The sequence below is a fragment of the Bradyrhizobium sp. WYCCWR 12699 genome, from assembly GCF_032144035.1.
GTDB lineage: Bacteria > Pseudomonadota > Alphaproteobacteria > Rhizobiales > Xanthobacteraceae > Bradyrhizobium.
Genome location: NZ_JAVTJN010000005.1, coordinates 181,011 through 197,609, shown reverse-complemented (window position 1 = coordinate 197,609; position 16,599 = coordinate 181,011). Strand labels below are relative to the sequence as shown.

Below are 16,599 nucleotides of genomic sequence, written 5' to 3'. Positions count from 1 at the left end.
CCGCTGCCAAGGTCATAAGTCTGTAAGTAATCATGGCCCTTCTCCTAGTTGAACGTCAGACGATTCAACAAAAGTATCGAGCCATCAGTTCCTGAAAGTGACACCTGAACGGGCAACTTCCCACGCTGACAATCGGGCCGGACTTCTCTTAGCACAAAAGTAAGAGGTTCGATCGTTACCGCCTCGTTTTCGAGACGCCGCCGAGAGATTTGAGCTGCCGCAGGTCATTCGACGCCTCCGCAAGCAGCCAATCACGAAAAGTCCTGATCTTCGGTAGTGACGCAGTCGCTTTGGGGCAAACAATCCAATAGGACTTCGACAGGGGCACTGACTCCGGGAAAGCTAATGCTAACCGGCCGTTGAGGAGATCCCAAGCTGCCAGCGTCGTGCGAGCAAGAGCAATTCCCTGCCCATTGATCGCTGCGTCAATGACCATGCTTGCACGATTGAGCACCGGACCGTGCATAACGCCGGCGTCGTCGATACCGACGCCGCTCAACCAATTTGTCCACTCGGATCGGCTGTCCAGATGGATCAGGGGAGATTTAAGAACGTTAGCGACGCCATTGATGCGGCGCCGACTCGATAGCAGCTTTGGACTGCACACAGCGTATAACCGTTCCGCGCAGAGCCTGACGGCATCGAGACCTGGCCAATTGCCGTCGCCGTGGCGCACAGCGAGATCGACCTCCTCGCGGGCGAAATCAACGTGATGCATCGTGGCCGAGACGCGAAGGTCGATGCCAGTATTTGCCTCCGCGAAATGGCCCAGCCGGTGCACCAGCCATTTGGCGGCAAAATCTGGCGAAGTACTAACGGTGAGGACTCCCGCGCTCTGCCGTTGTAACAAGCGCTCTGTGCCGGCAGCTATACGATCCAGCGCATCCCGGATGACGGCAAGATAGTCCCTTCCTGCCTCGGTGATGATCAGGCGCTGTCGCTCACGATTGAAGAGCTTGATTGAAAGCTCTGCTTCCAGCGCCTTCACCTGGTGGCTCACCGCCCCCTGGGTGACACACAGTTCTTCGGCGGCCCGTGTGAAGCTCTCATGCCGGGCCGCGGCCTCGAAGGCCTTGAGCGCATTCAGCGGCGGCAGATGTGGGCGCATTTCACACCATCCTTGGCAGCTTCATGAGAAAAACTCGGGCAGGCCCGAGAAACGATGCTTTGCGAACTGCAGCCAATCGCCCCTATGCAGTCGGCGACAATGCAAAATCATGCGATTTGGAGGCCAGAAATGTCAACGCTTATTACAAATAGCGACCCGCCACCGCAAGCTTGCCGCGATGCAACGGCGGCAGATCATCAATCAAGCTCATGGCTGGCGATCCTCGATCGTTGGCTTACCCGGTTCGAGCGGATGCATCAGCGCGTCGACCTTCGCGAGATTGCCAACGATCCTCACCTCCTTGCCGACATCGGGTTCACCCGCGAGGAAGCTCTCGACCAGGCCAATAAGCCGTTTTGGCGCTGAACGAGCGTAATTGACCGCCCAATAAACCGGGAGAAGAAAAGATGTCCGCGCCTGTTGTTTACGGCTTTCCGCGCAGCACGTTTGTCAACATCGTACGGCTGGTCCTCACTCACAAAGGCATTGCCTATTCCTTTCAGGACCTTGAGCCTGTGATGGGCAAGGCCGAGCATCTCGCGCTGCATCCATTCAACAGCGTCCCGATCTTCAGGCACGACGAATTCATCGTCTATGAGACGGGCGCTATCGTCAGCTACGTCGATGAAACATTCGACGGGGCAAGGTTAACGCCCAAAGATCCCCGCGCGCGTGCGCGCATGAACCAGTGGATCGGCGTCGTCCATTCCTACGTCTATCCCTACATGATCTATCACGTAACCCATGAGCGACTGGTCTTTCCGGAACTTGGCATTCCATCCGACGAGAAAGTGGTTGCTCACGCCTTGCCGAAAGTCGAAACAGTGCTCGCGGTTCTTGAGCGCGAATTGGTCGATGGCCGGCAGTATCTGATCGGCTCCGAGCTATCGATCGCCGATTTCTTCCTCTTACCGAGCACGTTTGCGTTCAGCCTGACGGAGGAAGGCAGGCGCCTGTACCCGAAATATCCCGCCTTCTGCCGATGGCGACAGCGTATGGAGAGCCTACCCACGACGCAGAAGCTTCGCGCAATTCTGCCGCCACGTGAACCAATTCAACACGCGCGAGAATGGGCAAAGTCTCACCGCCCGAAGTATTAGCCCGCAGCCGACTATCCCCGGCAGAGCTGGACCGGACAGAGAGCTATCTGACCTCACCATATGCCAGATCGTCGAAGAGGGTCACGCTATCTGCCTTGGTCCACAAGCCGATCATGCCGGCGTCCGCAAGCGTGGTGTCTTCCACCTCGAATAGCGGCTTTCCGTCGTAAGTCACCTTGAATCGATTTCCTGTGAAGTCGCAACGCAGCGCGTGCCATTGACCGGTCGCCACCGGCGTGTTGACCCCATAGCCGCCCTTTCGTCCGACAATCTCCAGCGAGGTTCGAACGCCTTTGATGGTCTTGTAGAGCACGACATTGTCCTCCAGCGCGTTGGCTCGCACGACATAGTAATTGTCCGCGTCCTTCGCGCGCCAGATAATCCCCGCGGCCCGATCATTCTGAGCCGGCGACGGCCTTAAATTTGACCTCGACAAAGCCGTCACCGATCCTGGTATCGCTCTTGATGGCCACGGGAAAAGTCGCCCGCCCGGATTGCTTGAGAACGTTCGGCTTGCTCGGCGCGGTGGCGTCGGTCTCGATGGTCCATTTCGATTGTCCCTGGCCGGTCTTCGTCAAAGTCCATCCTTCCGGAGGTTTTCCGGCAGGACTGTCGTCAAAGTTCATAGTTTCTGCCACGGCGCTCCCTCCCATCCACCAAACGAGCATGAGCGTCAAAGCAAGCCTCGCCCGCGCGGGCGACGGTTTGACTTCGAAAGGCATCACGCGCTTCCTCCTTGATCCTTCTCAACTCTTTATGCTGGCAGTCTTGTCCAAAGCCGCGCGCAGGCCTTCGGCCAGCTTAACGGCGTCGTCGTTCGCCCAGAAATGCATGAAGAACAGCCGCGGCTGCTCGTCCAGCATGTGGCTGTGAAGCGCGGTCACTTCGATTCCGTGCGTCCGAAGCGCCAGAATGACCGGGTTGACCTCGTCGCCGGTCAGCACGAAGTCACCCGTGATGGCGGCCTTCCCGCCTCCCGTCGGCTGGAAGTTGATAGCGATCGCGACGCCCATCGGGCCGACGGGAGTCAGCGGCATGCCGTCCTGCGTGATCGGGTCGCGCCGCTTGACGTTGAACTGATAGACGCCGCCGTTCGCCTGGCCTTTCACGCCGATGATCTGGTCGAGCTTCGCCGTGTCAAGATCGACGGCCGGCGGCGGACTCGCCGGCGCCGCGACCGTCAGCGGCGTGTTGCTCTCGGCCAGCGCATCGTGGATCGTCGACGCAAGCTTGACCGGGTCTCCATGGCCGGCGACGTGCATGTAGAAGGTCGCCGGATTCGCCCGCAGAAGATGATTGTGCACGGCCGTAATCTCGAGACCGCTCGCGATCATCTTCGCCATCACTGGATTGACCTCGGTCTCCAATAGCACAAGATCGCCCATTACCATGGCGCCGCCGTGCCCAGGCTTGAATGCAACCCAACCGCCAAGCGCCAACGCCGGCTTGATCGCTACGCGGTCCAAAGTGACAGATAGATCGGCCCGGGGAAAGCCGTAGCGGTGGACGTCATCCGAAACGGCTGCCTTGCGGCCAAGCGCTTCGTCGACCTTTGACCAGTCGACGCTCTGTGCGCGTGCCGCTGATACGAAGGGCCCGGGAGGAAGTGCAAAGAGGCACGCGCCGAGGGCGATCAATGCTCCAATTTGTTTCATCGTGCTGCTCCTCGAACTCAGTTGCGCTCTTTGATCTGGCCGCTGCTGTCGATCACCAGGCGCACTTCCTTGCCATTCTTCATCGCCTTGGCCGTCGTACCTTCGGCCGTCGACTTGACCTCGCTCACCTGCGAGTAGCCGGCGGCCTGGATTTTGGCGATTAGCTCTTCCTGGGTCAGGGCGTTGGCAGCCGAAAGTCCGATCGTTGTCGCAAGCAGGATGACTGCCTGGAAAATTGTCCGATTTCGCATGGTCGTTCTCCTGGTCGTGTCCCGGCCCCAGGTGAAGTTCGATGCGTAGCCCTCCCTTGCATGTGTCGGCCAGCTGCCCCGCGGTCCTGTTGGTCCGCCAGTTGCGCAGCAATGCGTGCGTCGATGAACGCCGACGCGGCCGCCGTACTGATCAACCGAAACTGGTCGTCGGGTAAAATGGGTATGAATATTGCTGACATGCTGCGCCCTTGGTGATCAGGACGCGATTCTTGGGCATGACGCCTCGCGGGGAGATCGCATTTCCCCGAGCCCTGAATAAAGGCCCGGATGGCACGGCTGTCAACCTGCGTGTGCCGAAGCATTCCAGGAAAACTCGGACCTGCATCACGAAACCTTTAGCGACCGAATGGAACGAATTGATTTCTCGGCACGGGATCGGCTTGTATCCGAAGAGGGCACTTGATGGTGCCAACCGACCTCACGTAGACTTACGAAGCGGGATCAAGCAGACTCCCGGCGAGACTTCGGTCCAAGTTCTGCGCAGCACGCAACAGTGGAGCTTGCGCATGGTTACCGAAAGACACCCCTCCTCTCGACGTACCGTCGCCATCCTTTCGCGAGGAGACGCCGCCGCACGTCGCGATGCCACTTCGAAGAACGGCCGCTTCGTCGACGTCTTCGAAGCGCTCGCCGCCGTCGGCGTCGACGGTCGCCCCGCTATCTACGACGAAAGCTTTGCCGACGCCGTCCGCGAACAACTGCTCGCAGTTGATGGCGTGCTCGTCTGGGTTAATCCGATTCAAGACGGCCGAAACCGCGCGGGCCTCGACGCCCTGCTGCGCGACGTCGCCGCGCAGGGCGTGTGGGTGAGCGCTCATCCTGACGTCATCCTCAAGATGGGCACCAAGGAGGTCCTCTATCGCACCCGCTCGATGAGCTGGGGAACCGACACAGCGCTGTATCAAACCGCTCAGGCAATGCGCGCCGAGCTGCCGGCGCGGCTCGCCGCCGGTCCGCGCGTGATCAAGCGCAACCGCGGCAATGGCGGCCAAGGTGTCTGGAAGGTCGAGAAGCTGCCGACCTCCTCCATGATCAAGGTCATGGATGCGACCAAGGATGCGCCCGAGGAACTGACCTTGGATGATTTTGTCCGTCGGTGCGCGGAGTATTTCGAGAACGGCAACGTGATTGACCAGGCGTTCCAGCCTCGCCTGAGCGAGGGGGTGATGCGTTGCTACATGGCAGGCGATCGCTGCGCCGGTTTTGGCCATCACAAAGTCAAAGCCCTGGTCGAGTTGCCGGCCGCACGTTCCGAGGCTGGGCCGCGGCTTTACACGTCAAACGCGGATCCACGCTTCCAGCGGCTCCGGCGGCTGATGGAAGACGAGTGGACGCCGCAGCTAACTTCGCTGCTGGACATCGATCGAAGTGACCTGCCCGCGATCTGGGACGCCGACTTCATGCTCGGCCCCGTCCGGGCCGACGGGAGCGACAGCTACGTGCTAGGCGAAATCAACGTCAGCTCGGTGCATCCGTACCCGGACCAAGCGCCGGCGGAGATCGCCAGGCGTGTTGCCGATCGGCTGCAACTTAAGCTCTGACGCATGCTGACGGTCAGCGGGCTCAAGCGCCTGCACCTCTCCGTTTCATTCGACCTGCAGGACGGCGAGTGCGTAGCCCTGCAGGGGCCTTCCGGAGTCGGGAAGACCTTACTGCTCCGCTCCATCGCGGATCTGGATCCCAACGAAGGAACGGTCAAGCTGGACGGCGTGCTCAGAGAAGCAATCCCCGCCCCGGCCTGGCGAAGGCGGGTGACCTACCTCGCCGCCGAGCCGGGCTGGTGGTCCGACGCCGTGCAAGAGCACTTCGCGGCCTGGGAGGAGGCCCTTCCGCTGGTCATGCGCCTGGGGCTGCCGGTGGACTGCGGACCTTGGTCGATCCAAAGACTTTCGACCGGCGAGAGATTGCGGTTGGGACTTGCGCGGGCGCTCATGCTGCGATCGCGGGTGCTTCTGCTGGACGAACCTACCTCGGCCCTCGACCCGGCAGCCGCTTCGGCCGTGGAAGCTCTGATTGCCGAACGCATCTCGGATGGAACGAGCGTCCTCTGGAGTACCCACGACCGCGCCCAAGCCCGCCGCGTCGGGTCAAGGATTTTTGCGATGAGGTCCGACGGCGGCATCGAGGAAAGCTGGCCGTGACCTACATCCAGCTTTCGTACGGCGACCTGGTCCTACCCGCGCTGCTCGTCGTCATGGACGGCGTCTTTTCGCTTGTTCTCCGTCTCAGGCTAGAGAAGCAACTGGCTATTGCGACCGTGCGCATGGTGGTTCAACTCGTCCTCGTCGGATACGTGCTGACTTTCCTGTTTGCCGAGGTGTCGCCGCTCTGGACCGCTCTCGCCGCCCTGATCATGGTCCTCTTCGCCTCGCGGGAGATCGTCGCGCGGCAGAAGCGCCGCCTTCAGGGCGTTTGGAAGTACGGCTTGGGCGCGGGATGCACGCTGCTCGCCGCGGGTACTGTCACGATGTTCGCGCTCCTGACGGAGCTACGCCCCGATCCTTGGTACCACCCGCGCTACGCGCTGCCTTTGCTCGGCATGATGCTGGGTAACACCATGACCGGGATAAGCTTGGGCCTGGACGTGCTGACGAACAGCCTGGTGCGCGAACGAGCCGCCGTGGAAGCTTGTCTTGCGCTCGGCGGCACCCGACACCAAGCCCTGCTGCCGGTAATTCGGGACGCTTTGAGAAGCGGCTTTATGCCGATCATGAACAGCATGGCGGCAATCGGGCTCGTTTCGTTGCCAGGGATGATGACCGGCCAGATCCTTGCAGGGGTCGAGCCTGTCGACGCAGTCAAATATCAATTGCTGATCATGTTCCTGATCGCGGGAGGGACGGGGCTGGGGACGCTGACGGCCGTCCTGGGCGGCGCACGCCTGTTAACGGATCACCGGCACCGGCTGCGTCTCGATCGCGTTCTAATCGAAGGATAGAAAGGCCATCCATCTCGAAGCGGATTGAGGAGCCCATTGAATCACAATGGCGTTTTGGCTGGTCGCTCCTCAACAGGCGCCGTCAAGGGTCCAGACGAGCGGCAGAGCCGCCCTGGACGGCCCATACCACGGGCTCCGGGAATATATTCGCGGATCTCGGCTTGCCCAACGCCGAGGAGCATCAGCTGAAAGCTGCACTTGTAGTGCAGTTAAAGCGGCTGATGGCCGAGCGGGAGATCACCCAGACCGAGGCCGCCAAGATGGTCGAGATGAAGCAACCGGATCTCTCGAAGTTGCTCCGGGGCCAGCTGAAGCTCGTTTCGGTGGAAAAGCTGATGCGGATGCTGACGGCCTTCGACCATGACGTCGAAATCACGGTAAAACCGCATCGCAAACGTGGGGAGGCCGGCCGGATCACGTTCATTCCGGCGGCGTAGAACGAGAAGGAAGGGCTCATGAACTTCAAAGCAACGGCCGCCGGCGCCGCTCCTGAGCCCCTCCTCCACTGCCCGAACTGCAATCACGAGATTCACCTGACGGAGTCGCTCGCCGCGCCTCTGATTGAAGAGACTAAGCGGCGCTTCCAGCAGCAGCTGGCGGAAAAAGACGCCGAGGTCACCCGCAAGACCGACGCGCTCCGCCAGGAACGGGAGCAGCTGGCCAAGCAGCGCGAGAGTATCGAAGACCAGGTCAAGCAAATGCTGGCGGCCGAGCGCGCCCAGCTGGTCGCCGCCGAAGGCAAGAAAGCACGGGAGGCCGCGGCGGCCGAGCTGCAGGCCAAGGCGAATGAAGCGGCAGAGCTACGGCAGACGCTGGCAGCCAACAACGCCAAGCTTGCCGAGGCCCAGCAGCAGCAGGCCGAGCTGATGCGCAAGCAGCGTGCGCTCGATGACGAGAAACGTGAGCTCGACCTGACCATCGAAAAACGTGTCCAGGCCTCCGTTGAGCAGATCCAGACCAAGGCCCGCCAGGAGGCCGATGAAGCGGCGCGGTTGCGTGTTGCCGAGAAGGATCAGACGATCGAATCGATGGCGCGGACGATCGAGGAGCTCAAACGTAAGGCGGAGCAAGGTTCGCAGCAGTCGCAAGGCGAGGTTCTCGAGCTCGAGCTCGAGGAGCTCCTGCGCGGCCGCTTCCCGACCGACTCCATTGAGCCCGTCGGCAAGGGCGAACTTGGCGCCGACGTGATCCAGCAGGTCAACGGAGCTGTGGGCCAGCCCGCCGGCATCATCCTGTGGGAAACCAAGCGTACCAAGGCGTGGAGCGATGGATGGCTCGCCAAGCTACGCGACGATCAGCGGCGGTCCGGTGCTGACGTCGCCCTCATCATTTCGCACGCCCTTCCGAAGCATATTGAACAGTTCGACTTGGTCGATGGGATCTGGGTGGCTCATCCCCGCTGCGCGATGCCCGTCGCGGTCGCGCTTCGCCAGGCGCTGATTGACGTGAGCAACTCGCGTCTTGTTCAGCAGGGCCAGCAGACCAAGATGGAACAGGTTTATCACTACCTCACGGGCAACAAGTTCAGGCAGCGGGTCGAGGCGGTGGTCGAGAAGTTCAACGACATGCGCAAGGACCTGGACAGCGAACGCAAGTTCATGGTGCGCCAGTGGGCCAAGCGGGAGACTCAGATACTGTCCGTGATCGATTCCACGGTGGGAATGGTGGGCGACCTGCAGGCCATCGCCGGCCAAGCCATGCCGGAGATACCGAGCCTTGAGATGCCCCTCCTGGAAGACGCGACCGAGCCATCAAGGAAAGCAGTGTGATTGCACGACATTGACGCAGAGCTGAGTCCCCTCCCCTCGCCGCTTGAGGTCGCGGAAGGCTTCTACCTGGCCAACCTTCGCGACGAGGGGCTTGATCACCATGGAGCCGTTGCAAAGGCTGTGGAGCAGCTCTTGAATACCTTTCCGGAATTGTCGCCGCTGCAGGCGACTCTCGTGATGGCTCGAGTCCTCAAGGCCTCGATTCCAACCTAGGAATAGCGTGGCCCAACTGATCGCTGGCCGCCGCAGATTGGCATCATTGCTCGATCACTAACAAGCCATGACCCAGCTTTCCTACAAATTCTGGATTGGCTTCATCAACGGAGACCGAGCAGTTCCTTTTGGCATACTCAATCAACTTCTCGCTGCTAAGTTCAGGGTGGCGTGACCAAATTGCTGCAAGCACGCCGGCCACGTGCGGCGCGGCAAACGATGTCCCGACATCATACGCATGATGATTATTGATGCTGGCAGCATAAATGTCGTCGGAGTCCATCGGAAGCCCCGTTCCACCGGGTGCACACCAATCAATCCGTGCTCCAAAATTTGAGAGATCCAACTTCTTACCCTCCACATTAACAGCAGCGACGCTGATGACCCCAGGGTAATCGGATGGATAATGCGAAGCATCCGAAGTGCCGTTTCCGGCCGAACAGACAGCTATCGCTCCACTCTTTACAAGCCTATCGAATGCCATCGCGACACTGGTAAGGTCCTCCGCGATCCGCAACTGCCAGCTGCAATTGACGATCAATCTTGGAATAGACGCAATAAGCTGCTCGCCGTCTCGCAATTCCTTTCGGGCAGCCACTTCTGCAAGGAAGTTTATTGCGACCGCCCGCGCGGCATAGCTCGACATGCTGTAAGTGCTTATCGCGATAGGTAATAACTTGGCCGAGGGTGCTAATCCTAGGTATTTCCCGTCTCCGAGTCGAAGCTGACCTGCAATCACGCTCATAACCCCCATGCCGTGATCGATTACAGGGAGATCCTTAGAAAATTGGAGGGACGGAGAATTCCACAGCAGCGCGGGAGCCAGTTCTGGATGTCCTGGGTCGGCGAGCCCATCAACTACCGCGATGACGACCCCCCTTCCGTCCTCATCACGGCCATTGCTATCACATCTGACCATTGACCTATTCCAGAGACGGGCTGGCGTAGGAAGGTCAGGCGTCCCCTCCTCAATATCCATCTGGATTTCAAAGCTGTCATCTCCGTCCAGGATGTTCGGCTCAGCAAACAGAACGTCCGGGTCGTCATGCAATCTATTTAAGGTGTTCGCGGGGTCCGCGTTCAACAATTTGAACACGCCGAACGCGCCGCGTGCATCGAACCACATTCGACGCAGACCATACGCCGCCTCAACGCGAGCGATAGAGTCTTCTTGCACAGATTTGAACCCGATTACGAGCTCGTCAGATGGGGCCAAAGACTGTTTGCCGTCGGGACCGAGCAAAGTAAGCATTGGCTGCGCGACGGCCAAAGTGGCATCTGCCGAGGTAAGCCTTACCGATTTGGGCCGCGTGTTTAGAAGGGCGGTACGGGCGATGGACTCATTAAGCTCCACGGGCAGGATAGCCCAATTCAAGCTGCTGTCCCGATCAAATCGCCACAGCTTGCTTTCCCCAACGACATCAAATCGCTTCGCTGTTCGTCCCTTCAGTGAAGTATTGTCGATGGTTTGTAGATATGCCATCACGCCCCTCCCCATCTCATTAAGCAAAACCATGCGGGCACTGCTTCGGTCGCGACCCAATACATCGACGGATAGAGCGTTAATGAGGCCACGAGAAAGACAGGCAGTCGCATGAGGACCGCGACGGCGCCGTGGAAAAGTAGCCCTACGCAAATCCAAAGAAAGATGTAGTGCCCAACCAGAAGCATCGCTGGTCCAAAGGAGAGCTCCCAAACGATGACCGCCCAGCTGATCGCGAGCGCAGCAACCTTGTGCTTGGCAAGTGCCGCCGCAAATTGTTCGTTCCCAAAAAGACGTGTCGAAAACGCAATCGTTATTGCTTCGCCCGAGCGCCATTTAGGGCTTAACACTTTTACCCATCCGGCGCCGAAGTAGAAGGAAGCACCAAGAGCGGCCAGCGCGGCGAGCAGGACAGCTTTTGAGATAGTTGTCTCGTCTGATCCAACCAGAGCGGCCCCGAATAAAATGACATTAGCGTACAGCCTAACGTGATCACTGCCCTCGTGGCCGTATCGTTGCAGGTGAAACAGAGCGGCTGTCACCATGAACAGTGCACCACTGAGCACCTTCATCGCAAATGGGGCGCTACTCGCGAAGGGAAGCAGAACACTAAAGGCAACCAGAATCGCAAGGTGGCCCAATGGCCCGTTTGAATGATATCGCGCAACATTTCCGGCCCGCGGTCGATTTTGCCAGCCCAGCAAGAACCACTCTTTCCGAAACGAAAGCACGGCTAACTCGCAAGCAAAGACGACATTGAGGGCTGCAATAAGCCATACCGTTTGGGCAAACGCGGTACTCAAAGTGACCCACCGTCGTTCCGGATGGAAAAGCGTATGAGTTCGTGCGGCGGCAGCCCCTCCATGTGAGCAAACACAAGGATCTGCACCGTGTCAGCTCGGCTAGTTGCCAAGTCGGCCAAGACGTATCTGCGAAGTTCCGGAAATAGCCGTGGGTCAGAAATATCCGTGATCTTCTCAATTAGGCTCGAGAATACTCGACACGAATCTACAAGAGCCTTTCCAACTCTCCGCTCGGGATGCCACAAAATAGACCGCAAAAGCGGCTTGCCCGGTGACAGAGTGATCCACTCGCCCGCGGAGGCTCCCACAATCGGACGATAGGCGACAAGCACGTCCCATGAGAGCGGCGAAGGCCCAAAAAATCGAAAGGATGGCAGCCATCTTGCGACGATCGCCGGAAGCCTCGAGATGACGCCGAACTGGCTTACGCCAAATCCGACGGAGCACAGCGCAAACACAGCAGCGCTCACCACTACCCAAGATTGGCATTGATCGATCTGAGAGGTCATTTTTTGCGCAACTCTGCTGCAATCCACGAACCTAGCGCTTTGCCAATGTCCCAGGGGAAGCCAAACAGCTTCGGCTCAGCAATGTGGGGCGAAACAGTCGCTAGGATTTTCTCAATATCCGCCGATAGGTGGGCACGCAAATTGCGGTCTGGCTTTCCGCTCAGTTGGCGAAACTGTATCCCATTCGATACCGCAGTTGAGGATATGGATACTCCGCGGGCGTCAAACTCGCCACGCTCCCCGACAGATGATAACGATTTAAGCCCACTGCTGGTCTGTGGCCTATCGGGCCCGGGTCTCGTGGCATTGCTTAGACGTTTACGAAATAGCTTCATGGACTTGCCAGCTCCAAAAGCGATTTATCGCCCAGGTCATTGTTGGCTTGATCGTCGCGAAGGCGCTTCATGTCGTTCGCATATATCAGCGCTGCGGTGGGTAGGCGAAGGGCGCGCGGGAGACTTGCTAAGTCGCTCGCAGAGTATTCGACGATGAGTGAAAGCCAACGCCCATCGAGAAGTACGATAAGTGAATAATCGGACAGTTCATGGAGTGACTGTTCGATCATTGCGGGGCTCTCAGCAGAAAGCTTCTCCCTGAGATCGTGCTCTGTGATGCCATCCCGGCTGAGTATCAAGATATTCCGACGACAACCTACAAAGTGGTGGGTTTGTTGCGGCTGCGGACCCCTCGTATCCAGTACCGAGAAGACACCCCCATCGTCGAGTCCCACAAGCGCAACTCGCCCTGAAACGTCCCTCCAAGTCTCCAAAGACCTCCTGAGAGGCCTTATGTATTCGTCGGGCGGAATGGGAAAATCACCATCGAACTCAAAGAACACTGCGATTTCGCGCAGCCCGTCTTCTGGAAGATCGTAGATCTCACGGTACGCTGCCGACGGCACGATATTTTTAACGCCGAGCTCCTCCGAGCGGAAGTACAGTGGGCTGAACCGGTCAAGTCGCACTGGGCTGCCCGAACTCAGCGGAGGTTGCAAGTGCAGCAACTTTGGAATCAAGCTCGACTGGGTTCGATATTCATCTGGCGCTTCCTTGGGGAAGCCATAGAGCACATTCCAAACCAGATTTAGGCCGAATTGAGCGGCATATTTAAGCAATCGCACGTTGTGGAAGGAGGTCGTACCTTTTTTCATAAGGCGAAGGATGGGCGTCGACAAACTCTCGATTCCGGGCTGGACCGATTTGACGCCTGCCTTGACCAGGGCTTGAACCTGTGCAGCGGTCAAGTTTGCCTTCACTTCGTAAAAAATTTCGGCACGTGGATGCAGCGCAGCGAGCTGAGGCAAGAGAGCATTGAAATACGGCTGAGGCATTATGTTATCAACTGCGAAAATGCGCGAAGCGCCCAATTGGCTTAGAGCTGCAATCTGGCTGTAAGCTTGGTTAGGTGGCTTTGCACGGAAAGCCATCCCCTCGCCGTTCAAGCCACAAAATGTGCAATGGGATTTTTCGCCAAACCAACATCCACGGCTCGTTTCGATGGGAAATTCTGGAGCATGTATGTCTTGAAATTGGATGCCGCGGCGCTGCGTCAGCCAATCGTGAAAGTGCGGCTGGGGTAACGCTCTTAAATCCGGTGACCTCGCTCGGCCAACCTGGGAAACGCTTTTTTGCCCGCGCCATGCGAGCCCCTCGAGATGATCAAACTCTTCTTCGGCGTTGCCCAACGCCTTGATCAGGGCGGGGAGCAGCAATTCGCTTTCGCCACTACAGACAAAATCTATCCACGGGAAGTGCTTCAAGATAGATGGCCCCAGTACCCCGTCGCAATGAGAGCCACCCAACACAATCTTGGTTGACGCACTACGCCGCTTTATCTCACGCGAGAACGCCAGTGCGGGGAGTAAATTGAACGTCGTGCTGAAACCCACGAGATCGTATGACTTAAAATCCAATTGGCTGCAGCGCTCTTCAACCCACTGCGTAGCCACCGTGGCAAATGAAGGAAGTATTCTGATTAGATGACTGAGGTGCACAGAATCGAAGCGCTCGCTCCGCAAAAGAACCTTGGAAATGAAACTCGCCCAATCGATTTTGCGGGAGAAGGTACTTTCTGAAAAAAGCGCATCGCCCAACAGCATTGCAGTGGGATATTGCTCAGCGATCATTGTGTAGTTCTGCGCGCCGATAAGGCGCGCAAAATCTAGATTGGCGTACTCAATGCTTGCCGAGATGCTTTGTTCGCTTAGCACCTCGCGAAGTTGACTGAGCGCTAGATGAGGTCGTCGAGTAGAATCAAATGGCAGACTAAGGAAAAGAACCCTCGTTGCTGCTATCGGTCCTTGATCCATACCGATCCTATTGACAGCTCGGCATCATTGAACTGGTTGAGGAACTTAGCTGTCTTCAACAGACAGTCTACGGATAGAGTGTCGAAAGACTTCTTCTCTTCATCTGAGAGTGGGAATTTCGTCAGGTAGCCTTCTTTGTCTTTGCTAAACGCGTCTCGGGCAGAGGGGCTGCCCACTAATTCTTCAAGGACCTTCTGAATCTCTGCGACAGCCATGGGAGTGCCTCGTCACGTTGTGCAAAAAAGGAAGATGATAAAATGTGTGAACACATCCTACACGAGAATGGCTCAATGACAAGATTGAGTAACCCGCTCTTGTTGTAGTCAAACCGCGGTTGCGGTTTCCTACGGCCCTAGCTGCATCTCCTGATTTGACCCTTCCGCGATTGCGACTGCAACGAGCCGAAGAAGTGGTCCGCCATCGTTGTCCCCATCTCCTCACGCCGGTCGACGCGCGCGGCCGGGAAGGGTGCTCCGAAAACAGGCGCGATCATCAGCCGCGACTGTCCATCCCCCTCAGTCATTTTAAGGGGCAGTCAGATGGCCGGCCTTATCCAGGCCTCCCGGGTACCGCCGCCCTCGACCAGGTGGGGTCGAGAAGGCGCGCTGAAGACGGGCCAGGTCAACGGCTTGCACGCCCCTTTCGCTGCGCTCCCCTGTGGGCCGTGTGACTGCCGCCGCCCCAGGGCTCGTCTCTACAGCGCTAAGAACTCCCGACCGGCCGCGATGGGCGTGGTTGATATTTGACAAGTATATCAAGGACGCCGGATATCAATTTAGGCGAGTCAAACAGGCGCTACGGTTGAGCATGCGTCGCGGCCATTCAGCGGAGTTCAGCAAATTTGTCCGCCATCGTCGGATGCCGCGGGTCAGCTTCTTAATCGTCACATCCTGCGCCTTCTCGGTCGCAAGGCGCAGATTGCGATCGGTACCCATGGTTCCTGTCCGGCTCATGGCAGGCGCTGTTATCATCGCAAATGGCATGGGCCATAGAAGCGGACCAGCATAAGAACAAAGTTAGAACCGGCGAAATTGTAGGGCAAGGGTCAAGCCAGGAGCGGTTTGCGCACCTTGCTTTAATAATCCCTGCTTTTCGAACCTGAGGCGCGCTCCTTCGCGCATGCGAGGCATCTGAAAGGTACAGCTGAACCCACGACAAAAGACGGCTCTATTAGAGCGGTACTATCCTGCTCTCAGCGCAAAGTCGTATCTGCGGAACGCTACGGAAGGTTGAAAACCCTTCCCTTTTGGTCAACTATTTCAACCAAGGGGAGAGAAATGGGGCTGAGCTTTCGTAAATCGATAAGGCTGATTCCCGGCGTGCGCCTCAACGTCGGACTGAGGCGCTCCAGCCTGTCCTTCGGCGGAAAGGGCTTTACCTACAATGTGGGTACGAACGGGCCCCCGCGGCTGACTGTCGGTATTCCCGGGTCGGGCCTATGCTATTCGACGACCGTGCAGCACCAAGCACCGGCAGCATTTGTCGCCAATGCACTGCCCACGCGCAGGCGTTACTCGGCCACACCATTTGTGATCGTCGCCTTCGTGCTCGGGCTGGTTTATATCCTCAGCCGCCCACAGCCTGGCCCAGGTAGCTCCTCGCTATCCCCGACGTCAGTCGTCGAGACCACCGGGTCGCTCGCTCAGTCTTCCCCCGATCAATATTCGGCCATCGAAGGCCCCGTTCCGCTGCCACGGCCTCGGCCGAAATTGCGGACGGATTCCATCGGTCCGCCGCTGCAATTGGCACCACCTCAACAGTGAGAGAACTAATGTCGGGTTTTGAACAGGTCGGCTTTGGAAGCGACGACTTCACCTCTAATCCAGAGCCACGGTGCCCCTGCCTACTACTTTTGGATACATCGCACTCCATGCAGGGGCGAGCGATTTCCGAGCTGAATCGCGGCATCGCCACACTGAAGGATCAGTTGGCGAATGATGCTCTGGCGATGAAGCGCGTTGAAATAGCGGTCGTCACCTTTGGTCCCGTCAACATCGATTCCGGCTTTCAGACTCCTGATTTCTGGCACCCACCGACGCTGTCGACAACCGGCGATACGCCTATGGGCGCAGCGATCGAGCAAGGCGTCAGCATGCTGCGCGAGCGCAAGCAGCGATATAAGGACAACGGGGTCTCCTACTATCGGCCGTGGATCTTCCTGATAACCGACGGTGCCCCGACCGATAGCTGGCAGCACGCGGCGCAGCTCGTCAGAGATGGCGAGGAAAAGAAGGAGTTCTCGTTCTTCGCGATCGGCGTCGCCAACGCGGACATGGGAATTCTGGCCCAGATCGCGCCGCGCGGTCCGCTCAAACTCGATGGCCTCAACTTCCGCGAACTGTTCATGTGGCTATCGAGCTCGTTGAGCCGTGTTTCAGCCTCAAACACGGGCGACCGCGTGGCTTTGCCGCCGCCAAGCGGCTGGACCGAAGTCTAATCCA

20 protein-coding genes are annotated in these 16,599 nt (G+C 58.4%); 10 read left to right on the top strand and 10 right to left on the bottom strand.

The window, feature by feature from the left end; all coding sequences use genetic code 11:
• Positions 1 to 175: 175 nt before the first annotated feature.
• Positions 176 to 1,108, bottom strand: a complete 933-nt coding sequence (locus tag RPS27_RS05660; RefSeq protein ID WP_313753913.1) for a transcriptional regulator GcvA — start codon at positions 1,106 to 1,108, stop codon at positions 176 to 178.
• A 129-nt stretch (positions 1,109 to 1,237) separates the two neighbouring features.
• On the opposite strand from RPS27_RS05660, the gene RPS27_RS05655 reads away from it, so the two are divergent.
• Both RPS27_RS05655 and RPS27_RS05650 read left to right on the top strand, forming a co-directional pair.
• The gene (locus RPS27_RS05655) at positions 1,238 to 1,474 is read left to right on the top strand and encodes a hypothetical protein (protein ID WP_313753912.1); all 237 of its coding nucleotides are present in this window, start codon (positions 1,238 to 1,240) and stop codon (positions 1,472 to 1,474) included.
• Positions 1,475 to 1,515: 41 nt separating this feature from the next.
• Positions 1,516 to 2,208: a glutathione S-transferase family protein gene (locus tag RPS27_RS05650; protein WP_313753911.1), complete on the top strand. Its 693-nt coding sequence runs from the start codon at positions 1,516 to 1,518 to the stop codon at positions 2,206 to 2,208.
• Positions 2,209 to 2,251: 43 nt separating this feature from the next.
• On the opposite strand, the gene RPS27_RS05645 is transcribed toward RPS27_RS05650, so the two are convergent.
• The 4 genes from RPS27_RS05645 to RPS27_RS05630 all read right to left on the bottom strand — a co-directional run bounded on the left by RPS27_RS05645 (position 2,252) and on the right by RPS27_RS05630 (position 4,114).
• Entirely contained in the window at positions 2,252 to 2,521 is a 270-nt protein-coding gene (locus tag RPS27_RS05645) for a hypothetical protein (RefSeq protein ID WP_313753910.1), read from the bottom strand.
• 82 nt (positions 2,522 to 2,603) lie between these two features.
• The gene (locus tag RPS27_RS05640) at positions 2,604 to 2,930 is read right to left on the bottom strand and encodes a hypothetical protein (RefSeq protein WP_313753909.1); all 327 of its coding nucleotides are present in this window, start codon (positions 2,928 to 2,930) and stop codon (positions 2,604 to 2,606) included.
• A 24-nt stretch (positions 2,931 to 2,954) separates the two neighbouring features.
• The gene (locus RPS27_RS05635) at positions 2,955 to 3,863 is read right to left on the bottom strand and encodes a DUF1259 domain-containing protein (RefSeq protein ID WP_313753908.1); all 909 of its coding nucleotides are present in this window, start codon (positions 3,861 to 3,863) and stop codon (positions 2,955 to 2,957) included.
• A 17-nt stretch (positions 3,864 to 3,880) separates the two neighbouring features.
• Complete coding sequence (locus RPS27_RS05630; protein WP_313753907.1) at positions 3,881 to 4,114, bottom strand: hypothetical protein; 234 nt, start codon at positions 4,112 to 4,114, stop codon at positions 3,881 to 3,883.
• A 527-nt stretch (positions 4,115 to 4,641) separates the two neighbouring features.
• Between RPS27_RS05630 and RPS27_RS05625 the strand changes: the two genes are divergently transcribed.
• The 6 genes from RPS27_RS05625 to RPS27_RS05600 all read left to right on the top strand — a co-directional run bounded on the left by RPS27_RS05625 (position 4,642) and on the right by RPS27_RS05600 (position 9,055).
• Positions 4,642 to 5,676, top strand: coding sequence for a Cj0069 family protein (locus RPS27_RS05625; RefSeq protein ID WP_313753906.1), 1,035 nt, complete (start codon positions 4,642 to 4,644; stop codon positions 5,674 to 5,676).
• Positions 5,677 to 5,679: 3 nt separating this feature from the next.
• Positions 5,680 to 6,276, top strand: coding sequence for an ABC transporter ATP-binding protein (locus tag RPS27_RS05620; protein ID WP_313753905.1), 597 nt, complete (start codon positions 5,680 to 5,682; stop codon positions 6,274 to 6,276).
• Positions 6,273 to 7,073 carry an ABC transporter permease gene (locus RPS27_RS05615; protein ID WP_313753904.1) on the top strand — a complete coding sequence of 267 codons (801 nt, stop codon included), beginning with the start codon at positions 6,273 to 6,275 and terminating at the stop codon, positions 7,071 to 7,073. The genes RPS27_RS05620 and RPS27_RS05615 overlap by 4 nt, the downstream gene beginning before the upstream one ends.
• A gap of 143 nt (positions 7,074 to 7,216) precedes the next feature.
• Positions 7,217 to 7,510, top strand: a complete 294-nt coding sequence (locus RPS27_RS05610; RefSeq protein WP_313753939.1) for a helix-turn-helix transcriptional regulator — start codon at positions 7,217 to 7,219, stop codon at positions 7,508 to 7,510.
• A gap of 18 nt (positions 7,511 to 7,528) precedes the next feature.
• On the top strand, positions 7,529 to 8,842 hold the full coding sequence (locus RPS27_RS05605) for a DUF2130 domain-containing protein (RefSeq protein ID WP_313753903.1): 1,314 nt from the start codon (positions 7,529 to 7,531) through the stop codon (positions 8,840 to 8,842).
• A complete protein-coding gene (locus tag RPS27_RS05600) occupies positions 8,843 to 9,055 on the top strand; it encodes a hypothetical protein (RefSeq protein ID WP_313753902.1) in 213 nt (70 codons plus the stop codon).
• 43 nt (positions 9,056 to 9,098) lie between these two features.
• On the opposite strand, the gene RPS27_RS05595 is transcribed toward RPS27_RS05600, so the two are convergent.
• The 5 genes from RPS27_RS05595 to RPS27_RS05575 all read right to left on the bottom strand — a co-directional run bounded on the left by RPS27_RS05595 (position 9,099) and on the right by RPS27_RS05575 (position 15,093).
• Positions 9,099 to 10,538 carry a S8/S53 family peptidase gene (locus RPS27_RS05595; RefSeq protein ID WP_313753901.1) on the bottom strand — a complete coding sequence of 480 codons (1,440 nt, stop codon included), beginning with the start codon at positions 10,536 to 10,538 and terminating at the stop codon, positions 9,099 to 9,101.
• A complete protein-coding gene (locus RPS27_RS05590; RefSeq protein WP_313753900.1) occupies positions 10,538 to 11,341 on the bottom strand; it encodes a hypothetical protein in 804 nt (267 codons plus the stop codon). Before RPS27_RS05590 ends, RPS27_RS05595 begins: the two co-directional genes overlap by 1 nt.
• 840 nt (positions 11,342 to 12,181) lie before the next feature.
• On the bottom strand, positions 12,182 to 14,158 hold the full coding sequence (locus RPS27_RS05585; RefSeq protein ID WP_313753899.1) for a RiPP maturation radical SAM C-methyltransferase: 1,977 nt from the start codon (positions 14,156 to 14,158) through the stop codon (positions 12,182 to 12,184).
• Complete coding sequence (locus RPS27_RS05580; RefSeq protein WP_313753898.1) at positions 14,140 to 14,373, bottom strand: hypothetical protein; 234 nt, start codon at positions 14,371 to 14,373, stop codon at positions 14,140 to 14,142. Before RPS27_RS05580 ends, RPS27_RS05585 begins: the two co-directional genes overlap by 19 nt.
• Positions 14,374 to 14,928: 555 nt before the next feature.
• Entirely contained in the window at positions 14,929 to 15,093 is a 165-nt protein-coding gene (locus RPS27_RS05575; RefSeq protein WP_313753897.1) for a hypothetical protein, read from the bottom strand.
• Between the two features lie 342 nt (positions 15,094 to 15,435).
• On the opposite strand from RPS27_RS05575, the gene RPS27_RS39645 reads away from it, so the two are divergent.
• Both RPS27_RS39645 and RPS27_RS05570 read left to right on the top strand, forming a co-directional pair.
• Positions 15,436 to 15,921: a DUF4236 domain-containing protein gene (locus tag RPS27_RS39645; protein ID WP_409517543.1), complete on the top strand. Its 486-nt coding sequence runs from the start codon at positions 15,436 to 15,438 to the stop codon at positions 15,919 to 15,921.
• An 8-nt stretch (positions 15,922 to 15,929) separates the two neighbouring features.
• The gene (locus tag RPS27_RS05570) at positions 15,930 to 16,595 is read left to right on the top strand and encodes a VWA domain-containing protein (protein ID WP_182872398.1); all 666 of its coding nucleotides are present in this window, start codon (positions 15,930 to 15,932) and stop codon (positions 16,593 to 16,595) included.
• Positions 16,596 to 16,599 lie beyond the last annotated feature (4 nt).